Genomic DNA, 13,308 nt, shown 5'->3' on the forward strand with positions numbered 1-13,308 from the left:
GGCCTGTTCATCCAGGTGACGGCTCGGCTTCCCGTTCCCGTAGCTTGGCTCACGTAATTTGGCCGGTGCCCCCCAAAGCCAAACCGATCTCTGGAGCCTGACATGTCATTCACGCAACGTGCCCTGGGCGTAGCCGCCGCCTTGATCCTCACCGCCATTCCAGTATTGCCAGCCCAAGCGACACCGAGCGTAGACGCGGGTGATTCGTCCTTCACCTTCGGCGTGATCGGGGATGTTCCGTACGGTCCCGCCCAAGTCGAACGCTTTCCCCAGATGGTCACCGAACTGAACAACCAGGACGAGCTGAAGTTCGTCACACACCTAGGCGACATCAAGGCCGGATCCGCCCCATGCACGGACGAGTACTTCGCCGCCATCAAGGCCCAGTTTGACCGTTTCGAAGCTCCGCTCATCTACACGCCTGGGGACAACGAATGGGTGGACTGCCACCGGGTCAACAATGGCGCCTATAACCCGCTGGAGCGGCTCGACACTTTGCGCGAAATGTTCTTCAGCACTCCGGGAAAGACCCTGGGTGGCAACATGCCGGTCAAGTCCGCCGCCGAGCAGGGGCTGCCCGAAAATGTGACATTCAGCAAGGATCGGGTCGCCTTCTCCGTCATCAACGTCCAGGGTTCCAACAATTCGCTCGCGCCCTGGTCAGGTCTCGGTGAGACTGTGCCGAATGAAGCTCAACTTGCGGAGGTCCAGGCAAGGACAGCAGCGGATGTCGCCCAGTTGCAGCGGACCTTTGCGGATGCCAAGAAGACCAATTCGCGCGCCGTCGTGATTATGACCCAAGCCGACATGTTCGATCCGTTCATGCTCTCACAGGGTGCCGAGGCGAACCCGGAGCTGGTGAGCGGCTTCCGCCCGATCGTGGAGGCAATCGCCGCCGGTTCCGCATCCTACGGCGGCCCCGTCTACATCTTCAACGGCGACAGCCATGTCTACAACGACGATGCGCCGTTGATCCAGGGCTCACCGTGGCTGGGCATCTACGGCGTGGACGCTGCAGAGAACACCCGCCGCGTGACCGTTGAAGGTGCAGCAACGTCCAACGAGTGGCTGCGTGTGACAGTTGCTCCCAGCAGTTCTCGGGGCAGCGACGTCCTGAGCTGGCAGCGCGTTCCCTACGCGTCCTGAACCAAGCGAGAAGGCTCGACGTCGGCACTCACCCGAGTGCCGACGTCGAGCCTTCTATTCGGTCTCCGTTTCCTTCAGAACCAGCGCGGTCCCCTGGAACGCCCTCAGTTCGAGGAAGAAGCTGCCAAGATCATCCACTTGCCCCACGTTTTCGCCGCTGAAGAGATCGTGGACGCTTGCGCCAGGGACAAGATGCGAGGACTGGATGCTGCCTGCGATGTCCTGGTCGGAGAAGTTCAGGACGGTGACTTCAAGCTCGCCGCTCCCGAGTTGATTGACCAGAACCAGCAGCCCGCGGTTGGAAACGTCGGGCACGTCCAGCAAAGTACTGGTTGCGATCCCTGATTCTTCCCTTACTTTCAGGATCTGCTGGAGGCGCCGGGCATAGGAGGCTGAATCCTTGAGCTGCTCAGGCAGCGGACCGTAAAGACTGGTAGCACGTGGCATCCCGGCCAACGACGTCTTTGCATCGGGGCTCGTCCCCATGAGGTCGTGCGCCCCGCGGTTGATCCAGCGGGTGTCGCCCTGCGAAGTGAGCTCACGTACCGTGGCGCGGTCCAAGGCTGTGATGCCGGTGAGGTCCCAGCCGGAAAGGGCGAAGACCCCGGGCTGCAGCGCGTTGTACATGGAGAGGAGGACGTGGGCGTCCAGGACCTGGGACTCTTGTTCCTTGGTGATGGCAGCGGGATCCTTGACGCCCAACGCCGCCATGATGAAACTGACCGTGGTGCAGGCGATGCCATTGGTTGTGAAGACCGCGTTGTAGGGGCCATTCTCGCCGGTCAAGCGTTCCCGGAGTGTGTTCTGAACCTTCTCGGCAACTTCAGCGCCAGTCAGCTCTTCACCGGCAAGTTCGAAGACGTCGTCCCGGTGTCCGGCAGCAAAGTGGAGCAGCTCGTAGGTCAGTTCATCGTGGTTCTGCAGGGCATGCACCAGGGAGGCCTGGTCCACGCCGATCTCCATGGCAAGCCGAAGGGTCAGCCGCAGGAACTCGGTATCACCCGTGACCAGCGCGTAGTGGTAGGCCGGCCTGGTGATGAAGTCGTACGACAGATCCGGGCCAGACTCGGACTGCGCCTTGATGTCATCAATGGTGAGGTTGAGCTCCTGGAAGGAGAACCCGCCCACTTTGCGGATCATGGAGCCAATGAGCTGGTTCGCTGCCTCGGACAATGGGTGGCCTTCTGACCAGCCCGGCTGCTCCTCCGCGCTCTTCTCCACGCCGAGGAACCCGTTGGCATCCAGTCGCAGGGCGCCGGTCCCCAGGTCCAGAAGGGAGTGCAGCGCATCGCCCACCACCAAGCGCATCCCGGCGAAGGTAGGGTCCAGCCAGTTAATGGATGGCTGCCCGGCCTTGAAGTAGTGGAGATACACCCAGCGGCGGGTTTTGCCGGTGGTATCCACGATCGGCCTGGTGGCGCTCCAGTTTGTCTCCTTGACCCCGGGTTCGTAGAAGATCACCCGTTGGAGCCTGCCGATGATGTACCCGGCTTTTTGCAGGGCTTGCTCGGCGTCGGGACTGATGTTCACTGAATCTTCGCCCTCGGGAACATCGGGCAACAGGTGCCAGTCTTCCTCGGGGATATCCACCATGTGATAGATGCCCGGATAGTCCCGGAAGTTCATCTCGGCAAGACGGAAGTCCGCGCCCTTGCCCGTGTGCCCGGGCACGATGTCGTCGATGACCGTGCCGTCATGATCTGCGGCGACTTCGCACATCCGACGGAATTCCTCTTCGGTGCCGAATGCCGGATCGATTGCCATGCTGATGCGGTCAAAGTGACCATCTACGCTGGGCGTTTGGGACCAACCGCTGATGCCTCCGGCCAGCTTGACGGGGCCGGTGTGGAGTCCACGGATGCCGATCTCCCGGAACGCTTTCCAGAGCCCGGGATCTCCCAACGCGGACAGGAACGACTGGCCCTCGCGGGTGATGAAGGAGAGAGGATAGGCCGTGAACCACACGGGTGCGCGCTCCACCGCCGCCCTGGGGTTTGGCCGGGCGTAGGCGTTCTGCCACATACTCGCCTGGCCTGAAAGTTGCCGGGCCATGGTGTTGGCATCGCCGAGCATCGACTGGTTCCGAAGCCAGTCCACATAGGTGGGATTGCGTCCGTCGAATTCCAAGGAGGGGCGGGCTGCGAAGAATTGCCGCCTGCGGGCTATTGGCCGCAGAGCTTTTGGGCGGGCGGGATAGAACTGTTCGTCAAAGGTAATTTCCGCCGGCTCGGATGCCGCAGTGTCCACGGTCTCCACGCCGTCGGTAGGCTCCAGGCCATTCGTAGGCTCTGCACCGTTCACACCCTCTGCAGGCGCCGCGCCATCCGTGGGTTCTGTGCCGTCCGCGGGTTTCACGCCATTGGCCGGCGTATCCTGCCCCTCGGAATCTCCTGCGAGGCTTCGGTTATCTGACAAGTTCTCGCTGGCTATGGGCTCCCGCACAGTTTTCTCCTTTACGCGGTCGCCGCTTTCGCGCCGACCTTCCGAGGGGTCGTTCAAGAGGTCGCGTACTCCGGCTTCCCGGAGTCTTCATGCTAAGCACCGGAGTACACCATTTGTCGACCTATGACTGACCTGTGGGTTGCGGAACCACCCGAAAAGGCTCGACGCCGGCCCTCAGGTGGGAGCCGGCGTCGAGCCTTGGCGGTTGCTTTGGTCAGCCCTGGTGCAGTGCTTCCTGCCGGCGCTGCTCCAGCGCATTGCGGACACGTTCCACGTCCCGCGGATAGCAGAAGTAGAGGGCGGTGAGGACTGCTGCGTTGACCAGCATGAGGATCACCAGCGTCCAGAGGAACACGGCCTGGATTCCGAGGCTTGACGCCAGGGCGCCCGCTCCGAGGGAGAAGACGGCCCAGCCGATGGTCTCGAAAACTGTCAGGAAGATGGCGAAGGCCTGGCCTCGGAGTTCCGGCAGGACAACGGCCGCGACGATGGGACGGTTGGCCGGCGGATTGGCTCCTTGGGCGAAGCCGATCAGAGCCCAGAACGCGCTGTAGATGCCGATGTTGTCGTAGTCGAATTGGGTGGCAAAGAAGGCGACGGCGGCGAAGAGGACCTGGGCGCCCTGCAGGTAGGCAACCCGGCCCCTGTCCGGAAGGATCCGGTCCAGGAGGGCGACGAGCCACCCGCCACCCGCGGTTCCGGCAAAGTAGCCGAGCCCAAAGGGCACCAGGACGATGGCCGCGACGGCGTTGGTGAAGCCTCGTTCCACCACGAGGAACTGGATGCCGAAGATCGTGATGAGCAGGTGTCCGGAGAGCAGCCGGGAGAGCATCATGATGGAGAAGCTCGGAATCCGGAACAGGGAGGCCACCGAGCGGACAGTGACTTTCGGGGCGAGGCGCTCGCGGCCGCTGAGGTCTGCGAGCTGCTTCTCGGAAGCGCCCACCCCGGGATCTTTCAGGAGCAGAGCCACCAGCAGGCCGGCCAGGATGCAGATGCCACCGATGGTCCACATGCCGAAGCGCCAGCCGTCGGTAATGCCGGTGAACAAGGCGATGAGCGGGGCAATGAAGGAGCTGATGAGGCTCATGAATCCGTAGAAGTAGCCCGCAGCCTTGCCGCGCTGGCTGTCATCGAAGGAGTCCGCGATGATGGCGTTGGCGATCGGGCTTCCACCGATGATCGACGCCGACATTAGCGTGTTGAGGATCAACAGTTGAACGAAGTCCTGGGAAAAACCTGCCGCTATACCGAAGACACCACCGGCCAGGGTAGTAGCAATGAGGGCTTTCCGTCGGCCGATCTTCCCAGCAAGCCAGGCCCACGCCGGACCGGCAGGGACAGCAATAATTTTGCCGAGTGCGGCCAGCAGGCCAAGGTGGCTGCTCTGCAGTTTCAGGGCCGCCGCGATGGTCGGGAAGAGCGTGGCACTAAGGCCGGCTTCCGTATTGTCCACCACGGTAACGCCGGTGAGCACAGCGAGGTTTCGCCAGCGGTGGGGAACTTTGCTGGCTTGGGCTGCTCCTTCTGCTGGAGCTTCCGTGGCGAGGGCAGGGCTGGGTTGGGTGGTCATGGGCTGTAGGTCCTGTCTACATTGTCAGGCTGGGTTGGGGATGTGTCACTGGCTTGGAGTTACGCCGTGGGGACGGCAGCCAGTTCCTCGGCAATGGACCCGAGGGCGCTCGAGGGAACCGGGATGACGGCTGCGAGCTGGTAGAGGCTGAGCTGGGCGGGGATGTTAACCAGTTCAGTGCTGATGAGGTTGGGGAGGTGCTTCTCCACGGCTTCGCGGCCGCTGACGTCCTGGAGCAGTTCCAGAAGGGGCAGCGTCAGGGCCGCTCCGCCGTCGGCGAAGCTTTCGATCGGAGGCAGGGGTTCCAAAGCGAGCCGCGCCCTGTCCGCTTGCTGGGCGGCGAGCAGGTGCTGGGCTATGGGTTCGGAATCGAAGGGAATTCCGAGCCGCTGGAACTGGCTTTCGGGTGCATCGTTGGCGTGCATGAGTTGGGCCAGTGTTTTCAGGAGGCGTAGTTCCAGCTCGTCATCAATGATCGGGTTCGTTTGGTTGGGGTCTTCTTGCAGGTCAAACAGGAGGGTTCCGTGGACCCACGAGTTCATCATGGAAGTGGTCTGGAGTCGCATTGTCCGCAGTCCCTTGGTGAAGCTGAACGCTTCCGCAGGTTCCCATTGCGCGAGTTCGGCTGTGGAGAACCGCGACCGCATGTGGGTGGGCATCAGCGTGTAATCCTCCAGCGGAGAGTTGGAAGGATCGACGGCGGCGCGCATGTAGACGTAGCGGCCGTCAGTGACGTTGACGTGGCCACCATGAATACCGAACAGGGCGGCTTCACGGCCTTCGCTGTCGTCCTGCAGCACGGCGGCAAGGTCCTGGCCCTGCATATCCTGCGTTGGTTCGACGCCGAAGAAGCGCAGCATGGTGGGTGCGATGTCGATGGTCTGGGCAAGAGCTCCACGCCGGGTGTCCTTGCCGCCGGTGCGCGGGTCCCACAGGAACATGGGCAGGTGCACGAGCTCGTTGAACCATGGCTGAACAGACTTGGCCCACCAGCCGTGCTCGCCCAGCAGGAAGCCGTGGTCCGTGTTCACCAGAAGGAGGGTGTCTTCCCACAGGTTGTACTGATCCATGGCATCCAGGACCCGTCCCAGCGACTTGTCGCACATCGAGACCAAAGCCGCATATTCGTAGCGGGCGTGCTCCACCTGATCCTGCGGCTCGGTGACCTTTTGATATCCCGGCCAATCAAATTCGGGGCCATCGTAGTCATGCTCGTATAAAGACTTGTATTTGCTGTGGGTGAAGAAGGGCTCATGCGGATCGAAAAGCTCGATCTGGAGCATCCACTTGTCTGCTTCATGGTTGGTATCTATGAAGTGCAGGCCAGCGTCCACGGTTTGGGTCTGCGAGTGGTCTGCCTCGGTGGGCATGTAGCTGCGGTTGATGAGGTCCTGCCGCTTCATCCCGGCACGCCAGTCCTGGCTTCCGGCGGAAGGATTTACTACACCCTTCCATGGGTCGCCTTCCTGGCCCCGGAAGAACTCCCAGGTGGTGTACCGCGGATGGTATGTGGCGCCGCCGTCCTCCCAATAGTGCGGGTGGTCTGATACGAGATGCGTGTGCACTCCTGCTTTTCCCAGCATCTCCGGCATGGAATCGTCGAACGGTTCCAGCGGGCCCCAACTTCGGTGCAGAAAATTGTGGCGACCCGTGTGCATTTCGCGACGGGCTGGCATGCAGGGCATCGAACCGGCATAGAAATTGTCGAACGTGGCCGTCTTTGCTGCGAGGCGGGCAAAGTTGGGGGCATCTACGAACGTGTCCGCCGCGTAAGGGGAGAGCATGTGCCTGTTGAGGCTATCGAACATGAGAATGATGGCCCTCATGGTCGCAGCTCCGCCGGTACTGCGGTGACGGAGCGGGACGACAGCTGTCCATCCAGGAGCTCCTTGCGCAGGCTGATCAGTCCAGCCACGTGAGCGTCGATGGCGCTCGCGCCCATAACATGCAGGCGCTCTCCCACAGATTCGGCCAGCTCCGTGTCAAAGGCGATCGTGGGAGCCCATTGTTCCCTGCGGTCGCGGTTGCGGTACCTGGCGATCTCGTCCTGGCGGGTCTGGATTTCGACGTCGAGAATTCGGAGGAGTTGCTCGGCGCTCATGAAGCCGGCAAAGGACAACCGTGCAGCGAGTTCGGGGTCCTGGAAACGGCTGGCCGGGTGGTACGGGCCGGTGAGCCAATCGAGGAACACGGTGGCTCCTTCATCAGTGACGCGGTAGGTCTTTGCGTCCTGTGCGCCGGGCCGGGGGTCCACGCTGTGGGTCACCCAACCTTGGCTCTCCATGCTCCCGAGCGAGCGGTAAACCTGGCTCATCTGCGTATTGGAACGCAGGAAGCGGCCATGGGTGTCCAAGTACTTCTTGATGTCGTAGCCCGTGCTCGGGTGCTCCAGCAGGACTCCAAGAAGGATGTGTTCGAGCTTCATTGTTCTCTCCATTGGCGGGTCATTGCGTGATGCGGGTCACGCTTTCTAAGAAAAGAATGACACAAGTGGAATGGTGCGTCAATGACACAAGTGGAATGGTATTTTTGTGCGATAAGCGCCGAGGCAAGTTCCGGCGTCGAACCTTAACGCCCAAGCCTGTGTACACAAGGGGGACGGGAGGCGAAGCTTAAGGGGCACGTGCACCCAGGGGGAGTTCCGAATGTACAAAGCGCCGAACAAGGCCGTCACGGACAGCCGACTCGACCACGCTTTCTTCGTCCTCGGTGGAGCCGCTGCGGTGTGGCTGGCATTCCTGTTGGTGGGGGAGAGCTTTCACCTGGGGTGGGGCCAGGTGTGGTTCTCCTTTGTGTTCTGGGCATTTTTGGCCTACCTGCTGCTGCCTCGCCTCCACCGCATCCTGACCACCATTTACGTTCCCGGCTACTTCATCGGCCGGGCCCGGACCAGCGACGGACTGCTCGGCGACCCGGTGAACGTGGCCCTTCTCGGCACCGAGCCGCAGATCCACGCGATCATGAGGGCTGCCGGGTGGACCATTGCGGACGACGTGACCTTCGCCAGCAGCCGGCGAATCGTGAGCTCGACACTTTTGCGGCAGAGCTACACCCAGGCGCCCGTCAGCCCCTTGTACCTCTTTGACCGTCAGCAGGACTTCGCCTACCAGCAGGAAGTGGACAGCAATCCCGGCAAACGCCACCACGTGCGCTTTTGGCGCTGCCCCGAAGGGTGGATGCTGCCCGGCGGGCACAAGGTGGACTGGCTCGCCGCCGGCACCTACGATCGCAGCGTTGGCTTGTCGCTGTTCACCCTGCAGATCACGCACAAGATCGAGCAGAACACCGACGTAGAGCGGGACCACATCGTGCGGACGGTCTCCGAGGCTGAGCTTGCCGTGACTGTCCGTGTCATCAAGGACTTTTCCACCGGATATCACTCACGCAATGGCGGAGGGGACTCGATCTCCACAGACGGCGATCTGCCCATCATCGACGCCCGCCGCGTGCCCGTCCCCGCTGACCAACCAGGCAGTCAGACGGACAGCCGCGACCGCCGTCCCGCACCCACCATGACGGGGGCATTCCTCGTGGTCATCCGGGCCTTGGCCGCGCTGGCTTTGGCCATCACTTTGCTGACCTCGGGTGGCAACATCACCATCGAGGACGCCAACCTTGACCCACAAACCACGACGGCGGCAATCGTCACCATAGCTGCGATCGTCCTGGTCTTCGGGCTCGGCGAGGTATTCCTTGCCTGGCGGATATTCCTGGGCAGCAACGGCGCCCGCGTGATTGCGATGGGACTCAGCTCCATCTCGATCGTGGTCCAGGCCATCGATGCCTCCACGGGGACCACCAATCTCACGCTTGAGGCAGGCCTGACCGGCTTGGCGACGGACATCCTGGTGCTCCTGGCCCTTTCCAGCCAACGAGCCAGGATCTATGCGAAGCGCCAGCGGGTGCCGGCTGTCCCGCCGTCGGTGGTTCGCCGCGTGGCTTCCTGACCTTCTTTGACGCCGGGGATCCCGCGACGCGCCGAGGAATGTGGCGTGTCGGCGCGCTGTGAGAGTCAGAGGGGGTGAGGAAGCAACACTCAAACAAGCCACCAAGAAAACGCCCGACGGCGGCACTCACCCAAACGCTTGCGCCTCGTCCACCGGCCCACGTAGCCTCACGTAGATGAGCGACGACACAAAGCCCACCCTGGACCGGAACACGCGAGCGGATAAGTACGGGAGTTCGGCATTGCTCCCAGTTGGAATCGTCTTCCTCATTGTCGCGGTGGCCATGGCGATCATCGTCAACCCTGCCTGGATCGCATTCCTGGGCATGGGCATCACTTTCCTCATCCTCGGGATCCAAAACCGCCGCAAGAACAAGAGCGAAACCCCGGCTCCCTAGCCCAAGCGAACACCGACGCCGCGCAAAATCACTGGGGTCGCAGAAACGGGCTAACGACGCCTGGATATAGGTGTCGCCAGCCCGAAACTGTGGCGCAAACGAAAATGGGTGTAGCAGCCAGGCCTAGGCAGTAACAGCCAGGGCGTCGATCTCCACCAGCATGACCTCGTGCGGGAGATCCACAAACACGGTGGTGCGGCTCGGGAGCAGACCGCTAGGCACGTTCTCGCGGATGAACTCCCCGTAAACCTCGTTCATCGCGGCAAAGTCATCGCGGGTGGTGAGGTAGACGCGGAACATGATGACGTCTTCAACGGAGGATCCGCCGGCTTCGAGGATGGCCTTCACGTTCTCCAGCGTGCGACGTGTCTGGACGCGGACGTCGCCCTCGCCGATGTACTGGTTGGTGGCGGGATCCATGGGGCCCTGGCCGGAGACCTGGAACATCCCGCCCTTTTTGATGCCTTGGGAGAATACGTGCGCCGGGGCGGGGGCGTTTTCGGTCAGTACTACGTTCTTTTCACTCATGCTGAGTTCCTTTCGTGGCTGATCCAGCCGAGGTCATTCGAGATGGCCTCGGTGCTGGCTTTGAGATCGGGCAGCAGCTCCAGCAAGCCTTCATAGCTGAGCATCACTACCGGTACCGAACAAGAGGCTGCGGCAACAACGGCACCGCTGGCGTCGCGGATGGGGGCCGCGACGCAGTGCACGAATGCCTCGTGCTCAGCGTTGTCGTGGGCCCAGCCTTGGATCCTGACCTGCTCCAATTCGGCCAGCAAGGCCTCCGGTGAGGTCAGGGTGTTCTCGGTAACTTTGATGTAGTCCAGCCCCGCCGCGATTTTTTCCTGCCGGCTCCGCGGCATGTCGGCGAGGAGGACTTTGGACACAGCGGCCGAGTGCAGCGATGCAGTCAGGCCGATGCGCGAGTACATGCGGACGGGGTGGTGCGACTCGAACTTGTCGATGTACACCACTTCATTCCCTTCAAATGCCGCGAGGTGCACGGTGTGCCCGGTGCGACCGTTCAGCTCGGCGAGGTGCGGGTGCGCTACCTTGCGGATGTCCCGCTGCTCCAGAGCCAGCGATGACAGTTCGAACAGTTTGGAGCCCAGCATGAACCGCTGCTCTTCGTCCCGCACCACAAACCGCTTCTCCTCCATGGCATGCAGGAGCCGCATCACGGTGGTTTTGTGCACGGATGCTTTGGACGAGAGCTCGTCAAGGGTGGCGGGCTTCGCTGCGAGTTCGGCGAGCAGGTCGATGGCCCGCATGAGGCTCTGACTCAAAATGTCACGCTCCGGTTCTGGTGTTGAAATGTCCCTCTTCAACATGGATAGCAGTCCAGTCCTTATCCGAAGAATCGAGGATGGACGCGAGCTCCTCGGCCTCTGGTAGTGGACCGCGGTCGCCATGAACAGTCAAGGTACAGGCGGCCGCGACGTGCCCCCTGCGGAGGCTCGCCTTCTGGCCAAGCCCAAACAGCATGCCGCTGAGGTAACCGGCGGCGAACGAGTCACCCGCGCCAACAGGCTCGACGACGGAGACGGACAGTGCGGGAACCTCTTCCCGGGTGCCACTCCGATCCAAAGAAATGGCGCTGATCGCCTCGTTCTTGATCACCAGCACCTGAGGGTCCGGCATCAAACGGCGGAGTTCGGCTTCATCGGTGGTGCCAAAGGCGTGCTCGGCTTCGTCCTTACCAACAAGCACGACGTCGGCCAGGTTCGCCAAGCGCTGGAGGACGGACGGGTCCTGACCTCCCCACAGGGCTTCCCGCCAGTTGACGTCGAAGCTGACGATGCGCCCGTTCCGCGGTTCGGTCAGCATGGCCTCCAAGAGTGACAGACACTGCGGGGACAAGGCAGCAGTTATGCCGCTCAGGTGGATGAGCGCCGCGTTTTCCATCAGCGACGAAACAGCGGGATTGGAAAGCAAGGGGCGTCCCATGGCAGACGCCGCAGAACCCTGCCGGTAGTACAAAACTGAACTGCCGCCGTCGGGGTCTGTTTCCTGGGCGGGGACCTTCACGTAGAGGCCGGTGGGCCGGGACTCGTCCACCTCGACGCCGGAGACGCCCACTCCGTGTGCTTGAAGCTCGTCAAGGATGCGCGTGCCGAAGCCATCGTGGCCCACGCGGCTCACCCAATGCGTGTCCAGGCCCATGGCCGCCAGTCCCATGGCGACATTGGACTCAGCGCCACCAATCCCGCAGTGGAGCTCGGTGGCGAGGTGAAGGGGAACGGCCTGGACAGGGGTAAGCATGGCCATTGTTTCGCCAACGCATACAGCTGAAAGCATCGTTCTCCCACTAGTTCGTGCGCTTCTCAGCGGCCTTGACTCTCGATCCGCCACCATGTTAGACATATCACCAGCAGGTTTGCAACCAGCGTTGCAAAATACGCAACGCAACTGAGAATCTCATACTGAACAGCCCCACACCGCAGCTTCAAAAACGCAGCCCCGCGAAGGGAATGAACCCGTGAACACCTCCGAAGCCATCTCGGCACACGCCGTGGCCGGCCTTGCAGACCGTCAGCTCGATTGGCGCCACAAGGCCATTCCAGCCACCGCCAACGGGAGCACGCACGCCGAATTCCTTGCGGCGAAGCACACCCTCGCAGATCTCCAGACGCCGCTGCTCACGCTTGATAGTGCCGCGCTGCAGGCCAACGCCGACCACCTGGCCGATTGGTGCAAGGAACACGGCGTGCTGTTGGCGCCGCACGGCAAGACCACCATGTCCCCCCAGCTCTGGGCCGAGCAGCTCAAACGCGGAGCCTGGGGAATCACGTTGGCGAACTTCGCCCAGCTTCGGGTAGCCCGCGAGTTCGGCGTCCGGAACCTGCAGCTTGCCAACAGCCTCACGGACCCGCATGCCATCCAATGGGTGGCCGGGACGTCCACTGCCGATTCGCCGATCCTGTCCTGGGTGGACTCGGCGGGAACAGTGGAGGTCATCAACCGCGTGCTCGCCGGGAGCGACGCCGTGCTGGATGTGCTCGTGGAGCTCGGCGCCCATGGGGGCCGGACCGGAGCCCGGGGCGTTGACGCTGCCATGGCGGTGGCCCGCGCGGTTGCTGCCTCACCGAATCTGCGGTTGGTAGGTGTCAGCGGCTATGAAGGCTCACTCGCGCACACAGCCGACGACGCCGGACTGGGTGCCGTCCGCGGCTACCTCGCCCTGATGCGGCTCCTCCATGAGGAACTGCTCGCTGACGGCTTGTACGGTTCCAGCGAAGTGATCATCACGGCCGGGGGCAGCGCCTACTTCGACGATGTGGTCACCGTTCTCTCACCAACCATCAGTACGGGAGCCGAAACAGGTGGCCCGTCCGTGGACCTCATGATCCGAAGCGGCGCTTACATCATCCACGATGACGGCTTCTACCGCGGAATCTCGCCCTTCTCCCGCTCCGGGAACCAGCCGTTCCGCGCGGGAATGCACGGTTGGGTGAGGGTCGTCTCGCAAACGGAGCCGGGCCTGGCCATCCTCGACGCCGGCAAACGCGACCTCCCGTTCGATGAAGGACTGCCGGAGCCGCAGCTCATCGGTCCTGCCCTCGGCGGAAAGATGGAACCACTGCATGGAGCCCACATCACGTCGGTCAACGATCAGCACAGCTTCATGACCTTCGACCCCGATACCACCAGCGTCCAACCCGGCGATGTGATCCGGCTGGGCCTGTCCCATCCCTGCACAGCCTTCGACAAGTGGACCGTCATCCCGGTGCTCGCGGACAGCGCGTCCGCCGAAAGCACAGGCAACCAAACCGTCGTCGACCTCATCCACACCTTCTTCTAGG

Annotated in this window: 11 protein-coding genes; 4 read left to right on the forward strand and 7 right to left on the reverse strand. The window is 62.5% G+C overall.

Annotated features, from left to right (window positions below):
• Positions 1 to 102 precede the first annotated feature (102 nt).
• Positions 103 to 1,146 carry a hypothetical protein gene (locus ACTAQJ_RS17315; RefSeq protein WP_498697934.1) on the forward strand — a complete coding sequence of 348 codons (1,044 nt, stop codon included), beginning with the start codon at positions 103 to 105 and terminating at the stop codon, positions 1,144 to 1,146.
• A 54-nt stretch (positions 1,147 to 1,200) separates the two neighbouring features.
• Here the strand turns inward: ACTAQJ_RS17315 and treS are convergent, their stop codons facing one another.
• The 4 genes from treS to ACTAQJ_RS17335 all read right to left on the reverse strand — a co-directional run bounded on the left by treS (position 1,201) and on the right by ACTAQJ_RS17335 (position 7,586).
• Positions 1,201 to 3,402 (reverse strand): maltose alpha-D-glucosyltransferase, encoded by a 2,202-nt coding sequence (gene treS, locus ACTAQJ_RS17320; RefSeq protein ID WP_498702214.1) that lies wholly within the window; start codon positions 3,400 to 3,402, stop codon positions 1,201 to 1,203.
• A 400-nt stretch (positions 3,403 to 3,802) separates the two neighbouring features.
• On the reverse strand, positions 3,803 to 5,161 hold the full coding sequence (locus tag ACTAQJ_RS17325; RefSeq protein WP_431117270.1) for an MFS transporter: 1,359 nt from the start codon (positions 5,159 to 5,161) through the stop codon (positions 3,803 to 3,805).
• 59 nt (positions 5,162 to 5,220) lie between these two features.
• Complete coding sequence (locus tag ACTAQJ_RS17330) at positions 5,221 to 6,987, reverse strand: sulfatase (protein ID WP_498697938.1); 1,767 nt, start codon at positions 6,985 to 6,987, stop codon at positions 5,221 to 5,223.
• On the reverse strand, positions 6,984 to 7,586 hold the full coding sequence (locus ACTAQJ_RS17335; protein ID WP_498697940.1) for a PadR family transcriptional regulator: 603 nt from the start codon (positions 7,584 to 7,586) through the stop codon (positions 6,984 to 6,986). The genes ACTAQJ_RS17330 and ACTAQJ_RS17335 overlap by 4 nt, the downstream gene beginning before the upstream one ends.
• 220 nt (positions 7,587 to 7,806) lie before the next feature.
• Here ACTAQJ_RS17335 and ACTAQJ_RS17340 point away from each other — a divergent pair, with 220 nt between their 5' ends.
• Positions 7,807 to 9,108: an LssY C-terminal domain-containing protein gene (locus ACTAQJ_RS17340; RefSeq protein WP_498697942.1), complete on the forward strand. Its 1,302-nt coding sequence runs from the start codon at positions 7,807 to 7,809 to the stop codon at positions 9,106 to 9,108.
• A gap of 175 nt (positions 9,109 to 9,283) precedes the next feature.
• Complete coding sequence (locus tag ACTAQJ_RS17345; protein WP_431117266.1) at positions 9,284 to 9,505, forward strand: hypothetical protein; 222 nt, start codon at positions 9,284 to 9,286, stop codon at positions 9,503 to 9,505.
• A gap of 123 nt (positions 9,506 to 9,628) precedes the next feature.
• Here ACTAQJ_RS17345 and ACTAQJ_RS17350 read toward each other — a convergent pair whose 3' ends face one another.
• From ACTAQJ_RS17350 to ACTAQJ_RS17360, 3 genes are read right to left on the reverse strand one after another with little or no spacing between them, the layout of a single operon-like run.
• Entirely contained in the window at positions 9,629 to 10,033 is a 405-nt protein-coding gene (locus tag ACTAQJ_RS17350; protein WP_216924578.1) for a RidA family protein, read from the reverse strand.
• Positions 10,030 to 10,791 carry an IclR family transcriptional regulator gene (locus ACTAQJ_RS17355; protein WP_498697945.1) on the reverse strand — a complete coding sequence of 254 codons (762 nt, stop codon included), beginning with the start codon at positions 10,789 to 10,791 and terminating at the stop codon, positions 10,030 to 10,032. Before ACTAQJ_RS17355 ends, ACTAQJ_RS17350 begins: the two co-directional genes overlap by 4 nt.
• 4 nt (positions 10,792 to 10,795) lie before the next feature.
• A complete protein-coding gene (locus ACTAQJ_RS17360; RefSeq protein WP_498697947.1) occupies positions 10,796 to 11,767 on the reverse strand; it encodes a sugar kinase in 972 nt (323 codons plus the stop codon).
• 217 nt (positions 11,768 to 11,984) lie between these two features.
• Between ACTAQJ_RS17360 and ACTAQJ_RS17365 the strand changes: the two genes are divergently transcribed.
• On the forward strand, positions 11,985 to 13,307 hold the full coding sequence (locus ACTAQJ_RS17365) for an alanine racemase (protein WP_498697948.1): 1,323 nt from the start codon (positions 11,985 to 11,987) through the stop codon (positions 13,305 to 13,307).
• Position 13,308 lies beyond the last annotated feature (1 nt).

Source organism: Arthrobacter sp. alpha11c, assembly GCF_054149985.1.

Coding starts and splice junctions, on each gene's coding strand:
- ACTAQJ_RS17335 (WP_498697940.1), bottom strand. CDS start 7,586: ATGAAGCTCGAACACATCCTTCTTGGAGTCCTGCTGGAGCACCCGAGC.
- ACTAQJ_RS17330 (WP_498697938.1), bottom strand. CDS start 6,987: ATGAGGGCCATCATTCTCATGTTCGATAGCCTCAACAGGCACATGCTC.
- ACTAQJ_RS17315 (WP_498697934.1), top strand. CDS start 103: ATGTCATTCACGCAACGTGCCCTGGGCGTAGCCGCCGCCTTGATCCTC.
- ACTAQJ_RS17350 (WP_216924578.1), bottom strand. CDS start 10,033: ATGAGTGAAAAGAACGTAGTACTGACCGAAAACGCCCCCGCCCCGGCG.
- ACTAQJ_RS17360 (WP_498697947.1), bottom strand. CDS start 11,767: ATGCTTACCCCTGTCCAGGCCGTTCCCCTTCACCTCGCCACCGAGCTC.
- ACTAQJ_RS17345 (WP_431117266.1), top strand. CDS start 9,284: ATGAGCGACGACACAAAGCCCACCCTGGACCGGAACACGCGAGCGGAT.
- ACTAQJ_RS17325 (WP_431117270.1), bottom strand. CDS start 5,161: ATGACCACCCAACCCAGCCCTGCCCTCGCCACGGAAGCTCCAGCAGAA.
- ACTAQJ_RS17340 (WP_498697942.1), top strand. CDS start 7,807: ATGTACAAAGCGCCGAACAAGGCCGTCACGGACAGCCGACTCGACCAC.